Origin of the sequence: Actinopolymorpha sp. B9G3, assembly GCF_040120725.1 — a bacterium.
Classification (GTDB): Bacteria; Actinomycetota; Actinomycetes; order Propionibacteriales; family Actinopolymorphaceae; genus Thermasporomyces.
This window is the reverse complement of the sequence record NZ_JBEEAB010000025.1, coordinates 23,398-43,883: the sequence shown is the minus strand read 5'-3', so window position 1 is coordinate 43,883 and position 20,486 is coordinate 23,398. Positions and strand designations below refer to the sequence as shown.

Genomic DNA, 20,486 nt, shown 5'->3' with positions numbered 1-20,486 from the left:
CACGGGCGGGTGGAGGTCAGGTCGCCGAGCTCTACCCCTGGGCGAATCACCATCTCGTCCAACAGGTTCCGCATCCTGATGTGGGCCGGCGTCACGACAATGCGCTGGAACCGCAACGACCAGTACCCTCACCGGGAATTCTGGAGGCGCGAGGCGCTCAAGCAGCTTCGGGCAGCACTCGATCGCCAAAGCCTGAATTGAGCCCACCCGCACCTCGGGTGAGGCTCCCGTCGGACAAAACCCTCTGGTCCTTGGGCGGCCGGCTTGTTGGAATGGCCGCATGTCGCCGCTGGGCTCGTATGTGGAGTGGCAGCTCGCTCAGGCGAGTACGCCTCGCTCGGTGCTGGTCGAGCTCGTACGTCATGCCGTGGGAGCCCGGATCGACCGGCTGGACCGGATCGTGGAGGGGTACTCGAACGAGGTCTACCGGGTGCGATGTGTCGACAACCAGGATGTCGTGGTCCGGATCCTCCGCTTCGATGATGTCACGACTCCGGCCCGCTCGGCCGGCGAGGCTCGGGCGATCGAAACGGCCCGTGCCGTCGGCGTGCCCGTCCCGGAGATCCTGCTGCTGGAGACGGTCCAGATGGACGGCTCGGAATTTCCCGTGATGGTGCAGCGCACCGTGCCCGGCCGCCCGCTCGGCGACGTCGTTGATCGACTCTCGATGCGGCAACGCCACGGGGTCCTCGTAGAGATCGGCGGACTGATAGCACGCATGAACGCAGTCGCTGTCCATGACGGACCTGACTGGCCCACCGTCATGGGCACCGAGTTGGCTCGCCGATACGAGGATGGGGACAAGATCCTCGCCGCCGGGTTTACGGTCCCCGAGTTCGATCGGATGCTCGACCTGGTGGACGGATACGTCCGTGCGTTTCCTTGTGAGCAGTGGGTGTTGTGTCATGGGGACCTCAGCCCGAAGCACATCTTCGTGACAGGTGACGGTACGGACGGCGCGACCGTACGGGTCAGCGGGATCATCGACTTCGGCGACTGGCTGCCCGGTGCCCCGGTCCACGACCTGGCCGTGCTCCGAGTTCGCGACCCGCGGCTGGACCTGCCACCGCTCCTGGCCGGCTACGCCGCGCCGACAGACGAGACGTACCGGCGACGGTTGGACTTCCACACACTGATCATCGCCCTGGGATCGCTCGCGATCGGCGTGACTGAAGGCGACCGGGCCTGCATCGAGCGGATAGGCCACCTGATCCGCACCCTGATCACCGAGCGCTTGTCGTGATCGCCGATCGCAGCGCAGGCTCCGCGGTCAAGTCACGGCGGACCGTCCCCGTCACGGCAGGAATGTGGCGAGCGTTTCGGGGTCTCGCACGACCGCGGTGGTGGAGTCGTCGGCGGTGAGGATGGGGCGTTGGATGAGGATGGGCTGGGAGACCATCGCTTCGATCCACGCCTCGCGGTGAGCGGCGTCGCGGGGAAGGTCACGGAGAGGTTGGGCAGCAGGCTCGTTGTGCCGAACGAGATCCCAGGGCTCGAGTTTCATCCGCGACAGGACATCGTTCAACTCGTCCGCGGTGGGCGGATCGTCGAGGTAGCGGCGAACCGTGTAGACGACCCCGGCCTCGTCGAGGGCCTTGGTGGCGGCACGGCACTTCGAACATGCCGGGTTGATCCAGATCTCCACAGCTGAGGTCCTCCGGGGTCAGCAAGGTGAGCAAGGTGTCGGGTCGGCTTCGAGAAGCATCAGTACCAGCAACCCGCCGTGAATCGCCAGCCCGGCGCCTCACGACACCAGATGGCGGCGCATGCCGGCCCCACAGCGTCGATGTGCGGGGCGTGACCCGCAGCAGGGCCTCCAGTGAGCCGATTCAGGACGTCTGACGGGCCTACTTCGACGTCGGCGTGGACATTCCTGGTCGACCTCCTGACACTGTGTCCTGGCGCGCATGCCGCGGCGCTCGCGTGCACAGGGACACCAAGCCTGGAGGTACCTCATGCAGAAACGACTTCGGTTCAGGTGTGGGGTATCCCTCCTAGCCGCAGCGGCACTGACAGCGATTCTGGCTCCCACTGCCGCATCAGCGACCGGTCCAGATCCGCGGTCGACGGACCCCATGCCGGGGACGTGCATCGGGTTCCCGACGGGAAGGGACGTCGTGGTCGAGGACGCGACAGCCAACGTCGAGCTCACCGAGGCGTGGCGGGAGTTCGGCAACAGCGGTGGGGGCTGGGAGAACGAAGGCGGCTGGGCCGCGGCTGACGGCACCTATTCGACCCTCCTGCCCGGGAAGCAGGTCGTCTGGCTGTTCAACGACACCTGGCTGGGCCCGGTCAACGACGATGAGAGCCTCGGCGACTCGCCTGGACTCGTCAACAACTCCGCCGTCCTGGGCGGTCGTGACGGTCTGCCCGACCTCACCATCACCGGCGGAACCCGGGATGATCCGACCTCCCTTGCCGGCCCGCTGTGGCAGTGGAACGGTGATGGCATCGTCGACGACGGCAAACTGCAGGTCTTCGAGTACGAACAGGGCCCCACCGACGATCCGCCACCGTTCAACTTCGCATGGATCGGCACCACACTGGTCACGTTCGACAAGGACTTCGACATCGATGCCGTGACAACGGTGCCGATGGATGGTGACGTCGCCTGGGGCGTCGACGTGGTCCGCTGTGGACAGTTCCTCTACATCTACGGTGTCGAATCCGTCTGGCTCGACAAGCACATGCACGTCGCCCGCACCCGCGTCGGCCATCTTGCCGACATCGACTCGTGGACGTACTTCACCGGCGAGACGTGGACCAGCGATCCCGGCGCCTCGGCGCGCGTTGCCCGGGAGATGGGTGCGTCGTACAGCGTGACGCCGGTGGAAGGCAAGTGGGTGCTGACCACCTCCGACTCGCTGCTCGGGGACACCATCTACGTCTCAGTCGCAGACTCACCGACCGGACCGTTCGACGGTCGCCAGGCGGTCTATGTCGCGCCGGAGGCGCATTCGGGTGAAGGCTTGTACGCGCCGTACAACATCGCCGCGCACCCAGCCATCAGCAAGCCGGGCACGCTGACGATCTCGTACAACGTGAACGCGTCCGGTGGGCTCGACGTGATCAAGACGAACGCCAACTTCAACCGCCCACGGTTTGTCGACATCCACCTCACCACGCAGTAAGCGCACCGGGCCATCCGCCGCGGCTCACCATTCGACGGGTGTCGCGCGGAGTCCGTCGACAAATCGGAGTGCGGAGCAGCGGGTCCTGAACCACACTGCCAACGATGAGTACCTATGTGCGACTGCGGTCGTGGTTCACCCATGACCCAGCCCAGCCTGGTCGCCTCTCACAGGTTGCCGACGAACTCCGCGAACTCGTGGGCAGGTCCGCCGCTGCTGGTGACACACCGATTCTCCACGGTCGCCGCCGCCGACCTCGTTGTTGTCATCGACCACGGCCGCGTCTCGGAGATCGGCACGCATGCAGAGCTCATGGCCGCCGGTGGCCACTACGCCGAGCTGTACCATCTCCAGGCACGGGGCTACCAATAGGCCAGCCGAGGTCGCGCATCACCACCGGGAACCCGACGAGTCACGCTGCGTCGGCCAGTCACGGCGATTGAGGGAATGATCGGATGAAGATTCTCGGGGCGGGACTGAGCAAGACCGGTACGACCTCCCTCGCTCGCGCGTTGGGCATCCTCGGATATGAAACTCTTCACTGCGACCAGCAACGGCTGAACGACATCATCTACGGCGTGGATAACGATCCGAACTTCCGACTGTACGACGACGTGGACGCTGTCACCGACCTGCCAACCGCCTACTTCTATCGTGAGCTGGTAGATGCCTATCCAGACCTGCTCGTGATCCTCACGGTACGACCTGAAGATGCGTGGTGGCGAAGCGTAGGACACCATTTCAACCGCGCGCACCCGGTCACTGACCCGGTGAGAGACACGTTTCGGTGGCGGCTGCGCAACCTCGCGTACGGATCGCCGGTGGCACACGAGTTCCTGTTCAGGAAGCGCTTCCGCGAGCACAATGAAGCGGTGATCGGCACGGTAGATCCCGAGCGTCTGTTGGTCCTGGACATCACCACCGGCGACGGGTGGGAGAAGCTGTGCGGATTCCTGCGCGAGCCGATTCCGGGCATCGAGTTTCCGCACGAGAACAAGACGATGGGTACACCCAGCAGTTAGGGGTATTGAGGCTCTTACGTCTCAAGCTGGCGACGGAAATGGTAGTCGCGTTGTCCTGGAGGACGGTTTTTCCACTAATGCGCCGTCGTCCACTTCCAACTGCTGGGTATTTCGTGACCGAGGAGATCCTCGAAGCCGCGGATGTCGGGGAGCAGTCGCTCGGCAAGCCGGTCGCGGAGTTCGCGCGGGATCGCGGAGTCGTCGGCGCGCGCACGTCGGGTGGTGAGGAACCGAGCCAGCCCGGTGCGTTGATCAGGTCGCCACCGCGGAAGGAGCTTGACCTGACGTCGCGGCAGCCACTGGAGATCGTGCAGGCGCGGGACGGGCTTGTCTATCGAACGGTGGTCGTGATGCCGCTTGTCGAGGTCGACCGCGGCGGGATCGACGGCGAGGTGGGCGAACACCGCGCTCAGCACCTCACGCGGTCTGTCGCGAAGCACCTCGCTCGCGACCACGAGGACCTGACTCCGATCGAAGTGATCGAGAAACGCCGCGAGTTGGAAGCCGTACAAACTTGGCCCGATATAACGCTCATCCAGCAGAGCTTCCTTCGCGCGGCGCCTCTCCCGCCCGGCCGAGACTTGGTGCATGTACATCGAACGCATGCGAGCGATGGGGTCGCGCACCACGTAGACGAGACGCGCCTCGGGAACGACCTGTGCCATCCGCTCGGGCACGCCGCGATAGACGTGGGCCCACGTATAGCACGGAGAGCACTCCCCGATCGCAAGCGCGCTGTCGGCGTCGTCAAAGAGAGACTCGTACCAGCCACGGCCGCGGCGCCAGTTGTCCTCAGCTACGAAGAAGTTCGGTTCGCCGAGCATTCCGCCGCGACCCACGAAGACGTCGGGATGCCCATCAAGGTAGTGACGAAGGCTCGAGGTGCCCGCCTTCATCGCCCCGATCACCACAAAACTCGGCAGGCTCATCGCGCCTCACGATCAGGTGGCTGACGAGTGGTGATCTGCATGGCGACCTGCTTACCAGTGGAGAGTCGCTCTCGCCAACGATTTGACCTGGCGCTCACGGTCAACGCACCAGTCGGGCATCCGACGAGCGGCTCGCTACCGTCGACTCACGCCATTTGCCTCCCGATGGTGCGCTCGCACGTGAGTTGACCTGGAGCGCGCTCGAAGTCATAGCGTTGGCTCGACCCAGGTTGACTACAGAAACGAGGCGTTGTCTCTATGGAATATCGTCTGCTCGGCCGATCCGGACTGAAAGTGAGCGAGCTGTGCCTTGGCGCCATGTACTTCGGCGGCCCCAGTGATGAGGAGACCAGTTTCGAGATCCTGGACGAGTTCGCCGATCAGGGTGGAAATTTCATCGATACCGCCAAGGGCTACACCGAAGGTCGGTCGGAGGAGGTGCTCGGGCGCTGGCTCGCCCGGCGCGACCGGGACGACTTCGTCATCGCCACCAAACTGCTGGGGAGATGGACAGCCGGTCCGGCCAACACCGGCCTCAGCCGCAAGAACATCTTCTCCTCCGTGGACGCCAGTCTGTCGAGGCTGGGCACCGACTACATCGACCTCTACTACACCCACGCCTGGGACGAGACCACACCCATCGCTGAGACACTGTCGGCGCTGAGCGACCTGGTGACGGCAGGCAAGATTCGCTACATCGGAGCCAGCAATCTCGCCGGATGGCAGTTGCAGAAGGCGCTGGACCTCAGCGAACGCAACGGCTGGGCCCGCTACGTCGCACTGCAGCCGCTCTACAACCTGCTGGACCGAGAGATCGAGTGGGACTCCCTGCAGGTGTGCCTTGCCGAGGGCCTCGGCGTACTGCCCTGGAGTCCCTTGCGGGCCGGGTGGCTGTCGGGCAGGTTCAAGCGCGACGCGCCGCGTCCGCAGTCCAGCCGCGTGCAGGACAGCTCGGACATACCGTTCGACATGTCCTGGGAGCAGTACAACAACGAACGCACCTGGACCATCCTCGACGCGGTCGAGAAGGTCGCAGCCGAGACGGGACGATCGGTGCCACAGGTTTCCATTCGTTGGCTGATGCAGCAGCCGGGCGTCACCGCCCCCATCATCGGCCCACGAACGATCGAACAGGTCCGCTCCAGTCTCGGCGCCAGCGGATGGAGCCTGAGTGACGAGCACCAGGACCTGCTCGCGCAGGTCAGTACGCAACCCAAGCCGTACCCGTTCAACCTGTTGGACTACTTTGCTCCCGGGCGCGGCTGAGCGAAAGCACCGACTGTGCGCCTTGGGGCCTACGCTGGTCGCAGAAGTTCGAGGTCCTCACCCCAGCTGTCCAGGACGTCGCCGGGTGTCGACGGGGCGGAGCTCGAGCCGCTCCGTCAGCTGTGGTATCCCTCGATTTCGACGAGGCGGCTGTAAGTGTGGTCGTTGGTGTCGTGGATGACGATGCGCAACGTGTCAGTTTCGACCGAGGTGAATTTGCTTTCGTCCACGCCCGTCACGTTCCCGCGTACCTGGGCGATGGTCTGCCAGGTCTCATTGGCCTGGATTTCGATGTCGTAGTCGCGTACTCCCCAGGCCGAGGCGGGGTAGACGGCGGAGTTGAGGGTGTGGACGACGACGCGGTTCAGGGTGATCGGATGGGTCCAGGTCGCCGTTATCGTGTCGGGCCACTGGCCGGGTGTGTCGTCGTTCCATCCGTTCGCTCCGCCGCCGCCCCAATCGTCGGGGTCGGTCCGGCCGTCGTTGAGGAATGCCGGGGAGGACGGACTGTGCGTACTCGACGCCGTCATCTCGGCGATGCGTACCCAGTTGTCACTTGGCTCGAGCCTCACCAGCGACATCAAGTCGCCGACGTCGAGGCGCAGCTCCACCTCGCGAAGATCGGTCGTCGCACGGGTCACGGTCACCTGGAGTTCGGCATCTCCCTCCGCGGGCACCGTGACCGATGCAGCCGTGGCGGCGGTGTACCCGTCCGGCACTGACACTCTCGGTTCGAGCGTCAGGTCGGTGTCGGTGTAGTTGCGGATCCGGAACGTCACGGTTGTTGGCTCGCCGGGCAGCAGCACCGGGCGCTCGGGGAGGACCTCGACCACGGCGTAGGCGGGCAGGTCGGTCTCGTGTTTGCCCAATGTGAGGACGTAGGCATCCCGTGGGTCCGCCCAGTCGAAGGTGATGGTCACTTCGCCGCCCTTGGGGGTGAGGTCGATGTCCTTGACGGCTTCGGGTTCGCTGAGTACGGCCTTGTGGGGGATGCGTTCGAGCCGTATCGGGATGTTGCCGCCGCGAAGGAGGTAGGTCTGAGCGTGTCGAAGGCCGTCGATTGTGACCGAGAAGGGCGAGGCGAGTTCGCCGCTGGCGGCGCCGATCCGGTTGCCCACAAGGACCCGCACCCGCCGGTTCTCCGGGTCCGCACCTGCTACGGCGTCGACATCGCCGGTGGGGCGTGTGGTCACGAGCGTTCCGGTGATGGAGGCGTACCGTTGGTACGCCCACCAGCGCGCGTCGGTCACCAGCTCGCCGTCGACGTCGACGAGCAGGCCGTCGAGGAGCGGGAACATGCAGCATGGCCCGTAGATCGCGAGTGCCGTGTAGTCGATCCCGGACCGCTGGAGCCGGGCGATGTACCACGCGTTGAAGCCGGGATTGAGCTGGCCGCCTGGGAGGTATTCGTTCAGCTCGAGGCGGACGCCGGCGAGGCCCCGCTCGGCGAGGAGCTGACGGGCGAGCCCTGCCTGGTCGACGGGGTCGCGGTTCGGGATCAGGTCGTGCCAGGCCAGGATGTCGGGTACGGTGTCGCTCGCGACGGCCATGTCGAGCCAGTCGTCCATGTGGCCGCCGTCGCCGGAGGTCGTCATCCGGGTGAAGGTCGGCCCGACGATGCGGGCTCGCGGATCCAACGCGCGGATCAGGCGCACGCCTCGTTGCCACGTCTGGACGTACTGCTCCCACGGGCGGGGCCAGTAGTGGTCGCCGAAGTCGGGCTCGTTCCAGATCTCGTACTGGATCCGGTCCGGGTCCAGCCGCGCGGCGTGTGCGTCGCTCACGAGCTGGGTGAGGAATCGTTCCCAGCTCGTCCAGTCGCCGTCGTCGCCGGGGTACGGATCGGTCGGCTGGAGCGTGACGCCCTCCGCGCCCCACAGGTCGCTCAGCACGATGCAGTACTCGGCTTCGATCGGCGGTGGCGCCACCCGGCGGTAACGGTCGACGACGTTTTGCCACCGCACCGCGTATCCGTCGTATCCGCCCTTCGACCACGCCCCGCCCGGCAGGGTAGACCCGCCGCCACGGAAGAGTTTCGCCTTCAACGGAAGCAGCAACGGGTCCGGTGGTTGCGTACCGTCCTCGCCGAGGCCGTGCAGGAAACCGGTTGCGGAGTAGGTCGGCTTCCCCGCTGGCTCGGACAGGTCCACGCGCAGCTTCTCGCTTGCCGGTTCGGCCAGCACCTGGCTGGCGGCCGGCCACCAGGGAGCGAGCACGCCGCCGGCGGCCACCCCGCCGGCTACCTTCAGGAACGTCGCACGATCCAGCCGTGCCGGCCGCCGCTCGTTGTCCATGACACCGCTCTCCCTCGTCGTTCGGTCTCGGCCCCGTCGGTCCGTTCAGCTGCTGAACGCCTCGATCTCGACGAGGCGGCTGTACGCATGGTCGTTGCTGTCGTGGACGACGATCCGCAGGGCGTCGGTCTCGGTCGGGTCGAAGCTGCTCCCTACCGCTCCGGTGGTGTTGCCACGCACCTCGGCCACGACCTGCCACTCGCCACCCACCGCATGGATCTCGACGTCGTAGTCGCGGACGCCGTACACGGAAGCCGGTAACGCCTCCGCGTCCAGCGTGTGCACGGTCACCCGACCGAGCGGCACGGGATGCGGCCAGGCTGCGGTGACCGAGTCGGGGAAGACGCCGGGCGTACCGTCGTTCCATCCGCCTGCGCCACCACCACCCCACTGCTCAGAGTCGGTGTTCCCGTCGTTGAGGTTGGCGACGGACGATGGCGCGTGGGTGCTGGACGCGGACAGCTGTGCGGCGACGAGCCAGTTGTCGACCGGTTGGAGGCCGATCGTGCGGGAGTCGCCGTCGATGGTGACCGTCAGTTCGCCGGCGCCGCCAGTCGCGGGATCCCGGGTGACCGTGAGCGTCACCTCGACATCCCCACCGCCTGGTACATCGACGTGCGGGGTTTCCAGCTCGGCCGAATAACCGTCGGCGACGCTGAGGACCGGCTCGATCGCTTGATCGGCGTCGGTGAAGTTGTAGAGCCAGAACCGCACCGGTGTCGGCTCACCGGGCAGCAGCCGCAGGCTGGGTTCGGACACCGCGCCCACGACGACCGGCGGCGGCGCGGCGGTGGCGTCGACGATCGCGAACGCGTTCAGATGCCAGTGCTCCCCGGGCAGGCTGGCGAGCTCGAGGTCCACGTCGCGACCGGCGGCCTCACCGTCAAGGGGGAAGTGGACCCAGGCGAACACCCCGCCGGGCAGGGGATCGCTGCGGCCCAGCTCGACACCGCCCGAGGAGATGACGGTGGGCGCGGAGCCCACGACGTCCCCGACGAGGAGGTACGCCTCATGCGTTCCCGCCGGCACCCGCACCCGCAGGGTGGCCGGCCGGGTGGCGTTGCAGAAGTCGCGCCGGAGCGGGTCGAGTCCGCTGCCCCGGTCGCGGAACTCCGGCGGCGGACCCACCCAGCCGTAGCCGCGGTCGGCGTCCCAGGCGTCGTTCGGGGTGAGGCGGGCGTACGACGTGAACACCGGACTGCTCGGCCCGCCCGCGTCGAGGGCGAGGTGGCACAGCTGCGCGGCCGGCGCCACGGAGAAGGCGACGCCGGTCGCACCGATGACCGGCAGGTCGCCGGCGGCGACGTCGAGGTCAAGCGTCGCGTCGAGTCCCGCCGCGGGTGGGACCACGGTGGGGACGAGGGTCGCGAACTCCTGCGACGAGACTGCGGCGGCCGCCGTCCGGGCGGTCCAACCGTCAGGTCCACCGGGTGCGTCCGAGACGTCGACGCGGGCGGTGAGATCCAGCCGGTCGGGTGAGGCGTTCCCCGCCCTCATCGGCACCCGCGTTGGCCAACCGCCCAACAGGAGTTCGGATTCCGGCGGCACCGTGATCTGGACCCACGAACGGTTCGTCGCGAGCCGCCGGCTCAACTCGAAGTAGTAGCCGACGATGCTGTCCCGCCACGCGGTGGCGTGGCCGACGTGCTGATCGAACCGCGCGAGAACCTCCGCGTGCCGGCGTTCGTCGATGCGGTCAGCGAGTTCACCCCAGGTCTTGCGGTAGTCCTCGACCGTGGCGAGGCCGGCGAAGTGGGTCTCGTAGATGTGGTCGAGGACGGTACGACCGGAGTGCAGCCGATGGTCGTACGGCACATGGTGCATGAAGAGGAGCAACTCGTCGGGGCAGTCCGCGAGCGATTCGTAGGCCTGCCGCCACGGCTGGTGGTAGAGCGCGGTGAAGCCGGTGCCGGTCGCCGCCGTGCGGTCGAATCCGGTGCCGTCGGCGTCGGAGCGGTGCGCCGACTGCGATCCCACCGGGTCGGGGGCGTAGTGCCCGCCGGAGGCCGCGACCATGTTGCCGACGCCGAGCGGTGAGGTGTAGTTCTCAAACGTCTGCCACGAGCCGAGCAGCATCTGGCGGACCGGCTCGACCACGGCGGGGTCGGTGCCGAAGGTGAGCTCGGTCCACTCGCGGGCGATCTCGGCCGGTTGGGTCGATGGATCCCACATCAACCGGCCGTAGCCATGTGCGTTGGCGGCGGCGAGATGGTGACCGGACCAGGTTCGCTCGTCGCCCCAGTTGAGCACACCTGCCGCACCGCAGTGGGCGTAGTCGTACGCCGTGCCGTCCACCACGCGTGCCACGGTCGTGCCCTTCCCGCGCGCCCGGGTGTCGAAGTCGAGAACCTGGGACCACCAGGTGGGCAGGTAGCACAGGTCGGTCGCGTGGCCCGTGTGCTCCTGGGTGATCTGCAGCTCGAGCATCATGTTCGTCTGTGGCATCGCTCCGAAGAGTGGATGCACGGGCTCCCGGATATGGAAGTCCACCGGGCCGTACTTCGCCTGCAGGACGACGTTCTCGGCGAACTCACCGTCCAGTGGCGTGAACGTCTCGTAGGCATCGGTGGAGACATCACCGTCGCTCGCGTCGTAGACGAACGCGCGCCACATGACGATTCCGCCGTACGGATGGACTGCCTGGGCGAGGGCGTTGGCGCCGTCGGCATGCGTACGTCCGTAGTCGGTCGGTCCCGGCTGGCCTTCGGAGTTTGCCTTGACGAGGAAGCCACCGAAGTCCGGGATGGCGGCGTAGATCTCGTCGGCCTTGTCCCGCCACCAGGTCTGCACGGCCGGGTCGAGGGGATCGGCCGTGGGCAGCTCGCCGAGGGCCAACGGCGCTGCGAAGTTGGCCGACAGGTGGAAGCGGACACCCCACGGACGTAGGGCGTCCGCGAGGCCGGCCAGGCGGACGATCATGTCCGAGGTCAGGAACGCCGGATTGGCGTTGACGTTGTTGACCACGGTGCCGTTGATGCCGAGAGAGGCGAGCGCGCGGGCGTAGTCGGTGTAGCGGGGGTCGGGCGCCGGCAGCGCATTCCAGTCGAAGAGGGAACGCCCGGCATAGCCCCGCTCGACACTACGGTTGAGGTTGTCCCAGTGGTTGACCAGCCGCAACGGCATGCGAGGGTGCTCGTCGACGTCGAGGCCGCGCAGGGACTGATGGCGTTGCAGCCTGCGCAACAAGGCGAAAGTGCCATGGAGTACTCCTGCACCACCGGTGCCGGCCACGACCAGATGGCGACGACCGCCAGCCAGCCGCCACCGGATCAGAAATCCCTCCGGACCGACGCGTTCGATCTCGCCGCGACTCACCAACGAACGAACGAGGGGCGAACCGTCCCAGGTACCAACGACCAGCGAGGACGGTCGCGTCGGCACCTCGACGAAGGGCACGTCGCGTCCGAGCAGGCCGGGTAACGCCTTGCCCAGTTCAGTGCGTACGGAGCCGATCCGAGCCGAGTCCCCCTCGACGACGACCTCCGGCAGCAGGTGACGGTACTCGGCGAGCCGCCCGGCATCGCCGACCAGTCGGTAACGCAACCAGAGGTCATACCCGTCCTCCGGCTCTGGTCTCGCGACACCGCGGAAGGTGGTGGCCCCGGCGGCCGGTTGCTGCCCTCCCGACAGGCCAGCGGACACGCTCGCGGCGAGCGCACCGGCCTGGAGAAACCTACGTCGATTCAGCCTAGCGTCCACGTTCCCTCCCCACGATCAACCATCGATCCCAACGAGACAGGAGCACGCGCACGTGGACAGGTCAAGCCTTGTTCACCGCTCTGGCGCTCGGCTCACCGCACCACCGCTGAGTCTGGCTAGCCGCAACGTTGATGATGCGCTTCCCTCCGATCGTGGAGGAGCAGGTCGTGTCCGTGAAGTGCGCGAGGAAACTGGCATCGTCGTCCAACCACAGCGGGCGGAGCTCACCTTCGCCGTCCGTCTCGGCGCCCTCTCGACGAGTCGACGCTGCCAGTGGTGCGCGCGCACACGACGGTAGGAATCCTCGACTAGCCGATGGTTCTGGCGCCCGTCTGTTCCCGCTTCGCGTGGAAACCCAGCACGACGAGGCTCGGATACGTGTTGCCGCAGGCGCCGTTCGGTCCGCCAGGACAGTGCTGCGGCCACACGCAGGGCCAAGCCGCGAAGGTCGCACGAACAGGTTCGTCCGAAGCAACGATCCGCGGTGCGCCAGACCGTTTTGGACGAGTTCACCTTGTGTCTGCTGACCTGCGTGGTTTACGCCAGTACAGTCCCTGCGGGTTGGGACAGCGAGATGCGGCTCTGACGTCCGTCAGGTGATGCCCTCCCACGACTTCGACACGTCGCGAGAAGGGGCACAAGCATGGCGAGCAGACGCCTCATGTCCAGCAGGCGCCAGTTCGTTGCGATGGCGAGCGGCGGTGCGCTCACGTTGGCGCTGACGGCGGCGATGACCTCGTCCAGCAGGGCCTGGGCGAGCCCGCGCTTTCCGAGTAATCCGTTCACCCTGGGGGTCGCCTCGGGCGATCCGCGTCCGGACGGCGTGGTGTTGTGGACGCGACTGGCTCCCGAACCGACCTCATTGGACGGCATGGGTGGGATGCCGGACAGTGTGGTCCCGGTCAACTGGCAGGTGGCCGAGGACTCGTTGTTCCGCCGTGTCGTCCGCGCGGGCGGGGCCGAGGCCACACCGCACCTCGGCCACTCCATCCATGTTGAGGTCAGTGGCCTGCGGCCCGACCGGGAGTACTGGTACCGATTCCGTACTGGCGACTACGTCAGCTCCACCGGTCGCACGCGGACTGCACCTGCGATCGATGCGGTGCTCTCCTCGCTGTCCTTCGCCTTCGCCAGCTGTCAGAACGTCCCTGAAGGCCATTTCACGGCGCTGCGGCACATGTCCCGGGATGATCTCGACTTCGTGGTGCACCTCGGCGACTACATCTATGAGGGCGGCGCACAGGGCTCCATCGGCCGCGGCCATCTCCCCGCGCGTGAAGTCTTCTCCCTTGCCGACTATCGCGTACGCTTTGGCCAATACAAGCTCGATTCGGACCTCCAGGCCGCCCATGCGGCGTTCCCGTGGATCGTCACGCTCGACGACCACGACGTGGAGAACAACTGGGCCGGTAGCCATTCGCAACCCGACAGCGAGCCAGACCAGGATCCGGAGGTCTTCCTCCAGCGTCGCGCGGCCGCGTTCCAGGCGTTCTACGAGAACCAGCCGTTGCGGCTGGCGTCCCGGCCGGAAGGTCCGGACATGCAGCTCTACCGCCGGCTGTTCTTTGGTCAGCTGGCGCAGCTGTCTATGGTGGACACCCGCCAGTACCGCGACGTCCAGGTCACCGATCCCGACGACCGGCACGATCCGCAGCGCACGATGCTCGGCCCGGAGCAGGAACAGTGGTTACTCGATGGGCTGGGCCGCTCCGACGCGACGTGGAACGTCGTGGGCAACCAGGTCTTCATGATGCAGGCGGACCACACCGACGGACCGGAGGTGCGCTGGGGCCTCGACCCGTGGGATGGGTATGCCGCCGCGCGCCAGCGCTTGTTCGACGGTGTCCGCGACCGTGGCGTCGAGAACTTCGTCATCCTCACCGGGGACGCCCACCGCAGCGTCGCCGCCGATCTGAAGATCGACTTCAACGACTCGTCGTCCGCCACGATCGGCAGCGAGTTCCTTGGTACGTCGATCAGTTCGGGCCGTGACGGCCAGCCGACGGACGCGCTCGGGGAGATCTGGTTGCGCGAGAACCCCCACATGAAGTTCCACAACTCCCAGCGCGGATACGTCCGATGCGAGGTTTCGCCGGAGACTTGGCGTACCGACTATCGGATCGTGCCGTACGTCAGCCAACCCGGTGCACCACTGGAGACCGCGGCTCGCGTCCACCTTGAGGCGGGAGTGCCCGGCATCCAGCAGGTCGACCAGTAGGTGAGAACCGAGCCATCCGACCCCAGTGCGGGAAGGGCCGATCCTCGTCGGGGTCGCGTCACAGTGGGGGAGTGAACGGCAACCCCAGCTCGGTCGGGTGACACGAGGCGATGCGGCAGATCCGCTCACGCACGCTCGGGCCGATCCGTGCTCTCGGCCCGCTGCTCCATTTTGGGTCCAAAGCACCGAACCCGTGCTCGTTGCAGTCGTGGATCACTCGCCGCACATAGCCCTGCGATGTCTGAAACAACTCGGCGATATCCGGCACCGGCCGACCCGCCGCCGACGCCAACACGATCGCCGCCCGCCGCAACCGGATCGGCTGCTTCGACGACCGCGCGATCCGCTGCAACCGCCGACCCTCATCAACCGACAACTCCCGCGCGAACACCTCCGGCTTGCGCGCCACACGACCGCCTCCACACGCAAGCCTCGAGCACCAAACGGCCTCACACAAGGCGACACGATTACGACACAACCCCAGTTGGCGCGGCACTAGATGAAACAGATCGGTCCCCGGCAGGGCCGCACGTTGATCGTTGGGCTCGTCTGATCGACCTTCTACTCCGTAGGGGGAAGCAGGCAGACCATCAGGACAAGACCGCTGTCATCCACTGCCAACTGCCGCTCAACAAACGCAGGCAATATCCAATCCGATGGCCATTGATATGAATCAGATGCAATGCCTACGTGCGCAAAATGTGAGCAACCCGGGCCGCTCGCTGTAGACGGGCGGGCCGTCTACAGCATCCACCGATCAGCCCGATGACTATGCCTCGGAGTGGGAGGCGATCAAGACGGTCGCTGGGCGGTTGGGGATGAACCCGGAGACGCTGCGAAAGTGGCTGCGTCAGGCCGAGGTCGATTCCGGTGATCGTGACGGGACGACGACCGCCACCGCGAGGGAGATTCGGGAGCTCAAGCGCCGTAACGCCGAGCTGGAGCAGACGATCGAGATCCTCAAGGCTGCGACGAGTTTCTTCGTGCGGGAGAGCGACCCGCGAGTTCGATGATCTGTCAGTTCATCGCCGAGCATAGGGCTCGGTTCGGGGTCGCTCCGATCTGTCGTGTGTTGTCTGGGCACGGCTGCCAGATCGCCCCGAGAACCTACTACGTCTGGGCATCGAGAGCACCGAGCAAGCGGGATCTGTGGGATGCCACGATCACCGAGGTGCTGGCCGGCTACTACGTCGGTGACGAGCATGGTCGACGTCCGCCGGAGCCGCTGTACGGGTCGCTGAAGATGTGGGCACACCTGAACCGTCGAGGCATCGGGGTCGCCAGGTGCACGGTGGAGCGGCTGATGCGGGCAGGCGGCTGGCAGGGCGTGCGCCGGGCCAGCAAGGTTCGCACCACTGTGCCGGACCCGGCCGCAGACCGTGCCCCGGATCTGGTCGACCGCCAGTTCCGGGTGTCCGCACCGAACCGGCTTGTGGTCGCGGACTTCACCTACGTGCGGCTGGTCACCGGCGTGTTCGTCTACACCGCGTTCGTGATCGACGCGTTCGCCGGGCGGATCGTCGGCTGGGAGTGCTCGACCTCGAAGCACACCAGGTTCGTCCAGGCTGCGATCGCCCAAGCCGCGGCGTTCCGTGCCAGGCAGGGAAATCCCTTGCTGGGCCACACGATTCACCACTCCGATGCCGGCTCGCAGTACACCAGCGTACGCTTCGCCGAATCGCTCCTGCTGGCCGGAATGATCCCCTCGATCGGTAGCGTCGGGGACGCGTTCGAGACCGCCCTCGCCGAGACCACGATCGGGCTCTACAAGCACGAATGCATCCGCGCCGACTCACCCTTCCGACCAGGACCACTCACCAGCCTCGGCGACGTCGAAACCATCACCGCCGACTGGGTCCACTGGTACAACACACACCGCCTCATGCACCGACTCGACCGGCAACCACCAGCCGAGTACGAAGCCAACTACCATGCATCAACCCGAGACGGCCGACCAGCCACTCACACGTAACCGACAGTGCACCAAACCCGGGACGCTTCAGGTCGCCCGCTTGTACTCACCTGATGGGTCTGCCTTCGCGGTCGATGTCGATCACGATCCCGTCGTGGTAGGTGCGGCGTTCGGTCCGGGCCACGTCCAAGTCCTCGTCGAGGACTGGGAACAGATGGACCGGTGTGAGCCTGATCTGTGCGGTTCGCTCGCGGTCACCGCGGAGACGGTTGACGTTGATCTCCAGATGGCCGTAGTGCTTGCCACCAGCGAGCAGTTTCGGCATACCGTCGACGACCGCCCATCGTTCGGGCTCGCTCTGGTCCGCGGTCCATTGGCTGAACGGGTTGTAGCCGAGCGGCGCGCTGTCGAGCGACGCTCCTTCGCGGCGGATACCACGGAGACCATCTCCGGACACTCCGACGTCGTAGTAGTGGACGCCGAGCCCGTCGCCGTTCGAGTCGACGAAGCTGCGCTCGAACATCTCGCTGTGCCCGGAGATCACGGCCGCGACTCCGTACTGCTCGAACAGCGGGTGGTACACCCGCATGGGGGTGCCGCCCTGGCCCGAGGTGAGCACGTGATTCATGGGTAGTCCGTGCTCACCAGAGCTGTAGGGGACGTGGTGGAACTGGACGAGGACGATCTGGCCGTTGGCCCTGGCGTCGATCAGTTGCCGCTCGACCCAGTTCCACTGCTGACTGCCGGGGTTGTAGTCGGACAGGTCGGTGCCGCCCGCGCTCTCGTACTCCTCGCGGGTGAAGTTCTCCTGCGTGTCGGTGCCCGGGCCGGTGAATTGACGTCCGGTCAGCTTCTCCTCGGGCGCGTAGCGCGCGGCGCTGTCATCCGGCTCCCCGTTGTTGCTGTCCAGCGTCAGGATGGTGAGAGGACCGTAGTCGACTCGGTAGTAGTTGTCCTGATGTTGCGGCGTCCCGTTGCCAGGCCCGTCGAAGTAGGCGTGGAACTTCGCGCGGGACCGGACGACCGGCGTCCGGTCAGAGGGGGTTCCGTAGCCGCCGTTGACGGCGCCGAAGCTCTCCCAGTTTCCGAAGGCGGGCAGGATCGGCACCGATGTCAGCAGGTCGCCGCCAGGCCCGGCCGTGTGGCGGAAGAACTCGTCCCACCCCGGCTGGTATCCGCCGCCTTGGACGAGATCACCGGCGAACAGCACGGCATCGGGCGACCGCTGCTCGACGGCAGCGAGGTTCCTGCGCAGGCCCTCGTCCTCGGTGAGCGGATACCGCAGGACGCGTGTCCCTGACAGGGTGGTTGTCCCGTGGACCTGATCCCAGGCGGACCCCGGCTCGGCGGACGGCCTAGCGTCCCCGTCATCCGCGACGGCGCCCGGCGCCCACTCCCGCTTCTGCACCCGGCCTCGCGGCTCGGTCTCCGAGTCCGACATGGCGATCAGCCGGAGATGCTGCCAGTCGTCAGCGGTCGGGGCGGTCTCGAACCGACCCTGGAAGGTCGATTCTCCTTGCTGCACGGTGTACTCGTATCGGTGGCCAGGCCGGAGGCCGTCGATGAGTTCGGTGTGCTTGTAGCTGTCCGCCCCGAGCAGCCATGAACCCTGCTCGAGGCCGGGGATCTGCTGGGAGCGTTCGGCATCGGTGTACGCAAGCGCTGGTTGCAGCTCTCCGGCGACGTCGTAGGTGAGGTTTCTGTTGAGACCTGGGCCGCTGATGGTCAACCGTCCGGGTTCGCCGTTCTCGGTGAACCACGTGACTCGGATCTCCGAGGCGCTGGGGCTCTGCAGGAAGGGCAGGATCCGGAAGTGTTCCTGCGACTCGCCGGCGCCGGTTGCCGGCGCGGCGAGTGCGACGGGCAGGATGAGTGCCGCGAGACTCGCGGCCACGAGCGTGCTCCTCTTATGGCGCATGGCGGTCTCCTCAGTACTTCAAGGTCACGTCACCGACGGCGATGCGGTGATCGGAGAACGGTGTGGAGATCACCCAGCCGGAGTCCTCGCCGACCTTGAAGTGTCGTTGGTCGACGAAGATGTAGTCGATGTGCCGGTTGCTCGAGTACGGCTTGTCGTAGATGTCTGGGGCTCCCTCGGCGCCCATAGTCCACTCGCCCTGTCGAAGGGGGCAGTCCTCGGTGCCGAGGTTGAAGTGACGGATGTTGCCGCGCCATCGCGGATCCCGGCCGTCGACTTCCTCGAAGACCCCGTCGCCCTCGCAATGCGCGTAGAAGAAGTCGAGGGAGGGCAGGAACGGGAGCTCGTTCAAGTCGCCGAGCAGGGCCACGGGCATCTGCCTCGCCATCGGCGTGATCGCCTCGGCGATGACCTTGGCCTGCGCGTAGTTGATCGAACGCCCGTAATTTGGATCGTCCACGAGGTCTGGGTTGTTCGGGAACGAGGTCTCGTTGATGAGCGGCAGCGGCACCTCGGTGTGAGTCACGCAGGCGCGGATCACGGCAGCGTCCGGAACGGAGACGTCGCCGCAGACGAGTTTGCGGAATCGCTGACGGTAGTGGTAGCCGAGGTCCAGGTACGGCGTGTCGCCGAACATGACCCGCTCCGAGTCGTACTTGCTGAGCAGGCCCATGACGTACCACCCACCGGGGTTGACGACTGGGTCGTAGCAGTTGGGAATGTTGTAGTTGGTGACCACGACGTGCTCGGTCAGGCCCGCATACCCCGGCTTCGCCTTCAGTTGGTCCCGCAGCGCGACCCACTGCGTGTAGCACATCTCGTTGAGGCCGATGATTTCCGCTTCCTGGCTGGAGATCTTCTCCACGGCGTCGGCCACCGGCGCTCCGGTGCTGCCCCCGTTGAAGCCGTTCCCCGCGAAGTTGAAGTCCAGAAATCGGATGCCTCGCTCCTGCGGCTGCGACGTCGCACCGTCGGAAGCCTCGGTTGTCGCGGCCGCGGTCGCGGCCGGAGCGGCGAGCGCCGCGCAAGCGGCCACAGCCATGACCACCAGCTTGATCCTCATCACGCCTCCTCCAAGGTGGGTGATTCCTGTCTAGACCGGTATTTTCACCGGAACGTAGCACCCTGTCGAGGCGCAGGCAAGGGAGCGGAAGCCGGCGACGGTGGTGTTCGCCGGTCGTTCACCACGTGCGGAGGAGTCGTTTATGCACTACTCGGCTGGGCGACTGACGTGCATCTGGATGGCGTAGCGGTCGCCTCGGTAGAGCGACCGGCCGAACTCGACGACGTTGCCCATGTTGTCGACCGACACACGCTCGATGAGGAACGCGGAGTCGTACTCGGGAACCTCCAGCCGCTTGGCTTGGGCAGGGCTCAGTCGTGCGATCGCCACCGTCTGCTCGGCCGACTCCAGGCGTACGCCGAACACTCTGGCCAGCACTTCGTACAGGGATTGGTCGCGTCCCATCACCGCGAGTAGGTCCGGGTAGCGATCGGCTGAAAGGTTCGTCCGTTCCAGGGCCATGGGGATGCCGTCGGCGGTGCGGACCCGCTCGATGGAGTGCACCGACGCTGCTGGTTCGATGCCGAGCCGCATTGCGATCTCACGCGTCGCGGGGCGAGTCCGTGCCCGAAAGCTTCGGGAGCCGGGCGCCATGCCGCGGTTGCGCATGTCCTCGCTGAAGGATCTGAAGATCTCGGAATGTGTCAGGGTGGGATGTTGCACGAAGGTTCCGCGGCCGGGAACGCGACGGACCAGCCCGCGGTCCTCGAGCTCGCCGATCGCCCCGCGAACCGTCATGCGCGCCACCCTGAACCGCTCTGCGAGCACGCGTTCAGAGGGGAGCAGGGAACCGTCACGGGACTCCAGCACCAGTGCGGCCAGCACGTCCTTGATGTGCTGGCCCTTCGGGCCGTCCGGTTCTGCGGTGAACACATCCGGAGCGGTGGGGTGGAGTTCGTGTCGCGGCCTTGGCATGGTGCAGCTCCTTACTGACCAGGCGGACGTCAATCGTACGACGGACTCCCAACCGTCTCAGACAATTGACGGCGGTATAGACCAGTATTACTCTGCCCTCTCAGGTGTCATCCATTCGA

At 66.3% G+C, this 20,486-nt stretch carries 14 protein-coding genes and 1 pseudogene; 7 read left to right on the top strand and 8 right to left on the bottom strand.

The features are described 5' to 3' along the window. Positions 1 to 280: 280 nt before the first annotated feature. Complete coding sequence (locus ABNF93_RS29515; RefSeq protein WP_349331499.1) at positions 281 to 1,243, top strand: phosphotransferase family protein; 963 nt, start codon at positions 281 to 283, stop codon at positions 1,241 to 1,243. A 51-nt stretch (positions 1,244 to 1,294) separates the two neighbouring features. Here the strand turns inward: ABNF93_RS29515 and ABNF93_RS29510 are convergent, their stop codons facing one another. Then, positions 1,295 to 1,645, bottom strand: a complete 351-nt coding sequence (locus tag ABNF93_RS29510; protein ID WP_349331498.1) for an ArsC/Spx/MgsR family protein — start codon at positions 1,643 to 1,645, stop codon at positions 1,295 to 1,297. Between the two features lie 430 nt (positions 1,646 to 2,075). Here ABNF93_RS29510 and ABNF93_RS29505 point away from each other — a divergent pair, with 430 nt between their 5' ends. The 3 genes from ABNF93_RS29505 (at position 2,076) to ABNF93_RS29495 (ending at position 4,153) form a co-directional block, all read left to right on the top strand. After that, positions 2,076 to 3,131: a DUF5005 domain-containing protein gene (locus ABNF93_RS29505; RefSeq protein ID WP_349331497.1), complete on the top strand. Its 1,056-nt coding sequence runs from the start codon at positions 2,076 to 2,078 to the stop codon at positions 3,129 to 3,131. 141 nt (positions 3,132 to 3,272) lie between these two features. Further along, positions 3,273 to 3,503 carry a hypothetical protein gene (locus ABNF93_RS29500; RefSeq protein WP_349331496.1) on the top strand — a complete coding sequence of 77 codons (231 nt, stop codon included), beginning with the start codon at positions 3,273 to 3,275 and terminating at the stop codon, positions 3,501 to 3,503. An 83-nt stretch (positions 3,504 to 3,586) separates the two neighbouring features. Beyond that, on the top strand, positions 3,587 to 4,153 hold the full coding sequence (locus tag ABNF93_RS29495) for a sulfotransferase family protein (protein WP_349331495.1): 567 nt from the start codon (positions 3,587 to 3,589) through the stop codon (positions 4,151 to 4,153). 74 nt (positions 4,154 to 4,227) lie between these two features. On the opposite strand, the gene ABNF93_RS29490 is transcribed toward ABNF93_RS29495, so the two are convergent. Further along, positions 4,228 to 5,082 carry a sulfotransferase domain-containing protein gene (locus ABNF93_RS29490; protein WP_349331494.1) on the bottom strand — a complete coding sequence of 285 codons (855 nt, stop codon included), beginning with the start codon at positions 5,080 to 5,082 and terminating at the stop codon, positions 4,228 to 4,230. A gap of 258 nt (positions 5,083 to 5,340) precedes the next feature. On the opposite strand from ABNF93_RS29490, the gene ABNF93_RS29485 reads away from it, so the two are divergent. Then, positions 5,341 to 6,348, top strand: coding sequence for an aldo/keto reductase (locus ABNF93_RS29485; RefSeq protein WP_349331493.1), 1,008 nt, complete (start codon positions 5,341 to 5,343; stop codon positions 6,346 to 6,348). Positions 6,349 to 6,464: 116 nt separating this feature from the next. Here the strand turns inward: ABNF93_RS29485 and ABNF93_RS29480 are convergent, their stop codons facing one another. Continuing rightward, the gene (locus ABNF93_RS29480; RefSeq protein ID WP_349331492.1) at positions 6,465 to 8,642 is read right to left on the bottom strand and encodes a hypothetical protein; all 2,178 of its coding nucleotides are present in this window, start codon (positions 8,640 to 8,642) and stop codon (positions 6,465 to 6,467) included. Between the two features lie 45 nt (positions 8,643 to 8,687). Next, entirely contained in the window at positions 8,688 to 12,341 is a 3,654-nt protein-coding gene (locus ABNF93_RS29475) for an alpha-glucuronidase family glycosyl hydrolase (RefSeq protein WP_349331491.1), read from the bottom strand. A 643-nt stretch (positions 12,342 to 12,984) separates the two neighbouring features. On the opposite strand from ABNF93_RS29475, the gene ABNF93_RS29470 reads away from it, so the two are divergent. Continuing rightward, positions 12,985 to 14,559, top strand: a complete 1,575-nt coding sequence (locus ABNF93_RS29470) for an alkaline phosphatase D family protein (protein WP_349331490.1) — start codon at positions 12,985 to 12,987, stop codon at positions 14,557 to 14,559. Between the two features lie 58 nt (positions 14,560 to 14,617). Here ABNF93_RS29470 and ABNF93_RS29465 read toward each other — a convergent pair whose 3' ends face one another. Next, a complete protein-coding gene (locus tag ABNF93_RS29465) occupies positions 14,618 to 14,968 on the bottom strand; it encodes a helix-turn-helix domain-containing protein (RefSeq protein ID WP_349331489.1) in 351 nt (116 codons plus the stop codon). Between the two features lie 355 nt (positions 14,969 to 15,323). Between ABNF93_RS29465 and ABNF93_RS29460 the strand changes: the two are divergent. Further along, a pseudogene (locus tag ABNF93_RS29460) lies at positions 15,324 to 16,531 on the top strand (IS3 family transposase); the annotation flags it as partial. Positions 16,532 to 16,577: 46 nt separating this feature from the next. Here ABNF93_RS29460 and ABNF93_RS29455 read toward each other — a convergent pair. The 3 genes from ABNF93_RS29455 to ABNF93_RS29445 all read right to left on the bottom strand — a co-directional run bounded on the left by ABNF93_RS29455 (position 16,578) and on the right by ABNF93_RS29445 (position 20,367). Further along, positions 16,578 to 18,389: a metallophosphoesterase gene (locus ABNF93_RS29455; RefSeq protein ID WP_349331488.1), complete on the bottom strand. Its 1,812-nt coding sequence runs from the start codon at positions 18,387 to 18,389 to the stop codon at positions 16,578 to 16,580. Between the two features lie 10 nt (positions 18,390 to 18,399). Continuing rightward, positions 18,400 to 19,452, bottom strand: a complete 1,053-nt coding sequence (locus tag ABNF93_RS29450) for an endonuclease/exonuclease/phosphatase family protein (RefSeq protein WP_349331487.1) — start codon at positions 19,450 to 19,452, stop codon at positions 18,400 to 18,402. 147 nt (positions 19,453 to 19,599) lie between these two features. After that, complete coding sequence (locus ABNF93_RS29445; protein ID WP_349331486.1) at positions 19,600 to 20,367, bottom strand: GntR family transcriptional regulator; 768 nt, start codon at positions 20,365 to 20,367, stop codon at positions 19,600 to 19,602. Between the last annotated feature and the right edge of the window lie 119 nt (positions 20,368 to 20,486).

Coding starts and splice junctions, on each gene's coding strand:
- ABNF93_RS29515 (WP_349331499.1), top strand. CDS start 281: ATGTCGCCGCTGGGCTCGTATGTGGAGTGGCAGCTCGCTCAGGCGAGT.
- ABNF93_RS29505 (WP_349331497.1), top strand. CDS start 2,076: ATGCCGGGGACGTGCATCGGGTTCCCGACGGGAAGGGACGTCGTGGTC.
- ABNF93_RS29500 (WP_349331496.1), top strand. CDS start 3,273: ATGACCCAGCCCAGCCTGGTCGCCTCTCACAGGTTGCCGACGAACTCC.
- ABNF93_RS29495 (WP_349331495.1), top strand. CDS start 3,587: ATGAAGATTCTCGGGGCGGGACTGAGCAAGACCGGTACGACCTCCCTC.
- ABNF93_RS29490 (WP_349331494.1), bottom strand. CDS start 5,082: ATGAGCCTGCCGAGTTTTGTGGTGATCGGGGCGATGAAGGCGGGCACC.
- ABNF93_RS29485 (WP_349331493.1), top strand. CDS start 5,341: ATGGAATATCGTCTGCTCGGCCGATCCGGACTGAAAGTGAGCGAGCTG.
- ABNF93_RS29480 (WP_349331492.1), bottom strand. CDS start 8,642: ATGGACAACGAGCGGCGGCCGGCACGGCTGGATCGTGCGACGTTCCTG.
- ABNF93_RS29470 (WP_349331490.1), top strand. CDS start 12,985: ATGGCGAGCAGACGCCTCATGTCCAGCAGGCGCCAGTTCGTTGCGATG.
- ABNF93_RS29455 (WP_349331488.1), bottom strand. CDS start 18,389: ATGCGCCATAAGAGGAGCACGCTCGTGGCCGCGAGTCTCGCGGCACTC.
- ABNF93_RS29450 (WP_349331487.1), bottom strand. CDS start 19,452: ATGAGGATCAAGCTGGTGGTCATGGCTGTGGCCGCTTGCGCGGCGCTC.
- ABNF93_RS29445 (WP_349331486.1), bottom strand. CDS start 20,367: ATGCCAAGGCCGCGACACGAACTCCACCCCACCGCTCCGGATGTGTTC.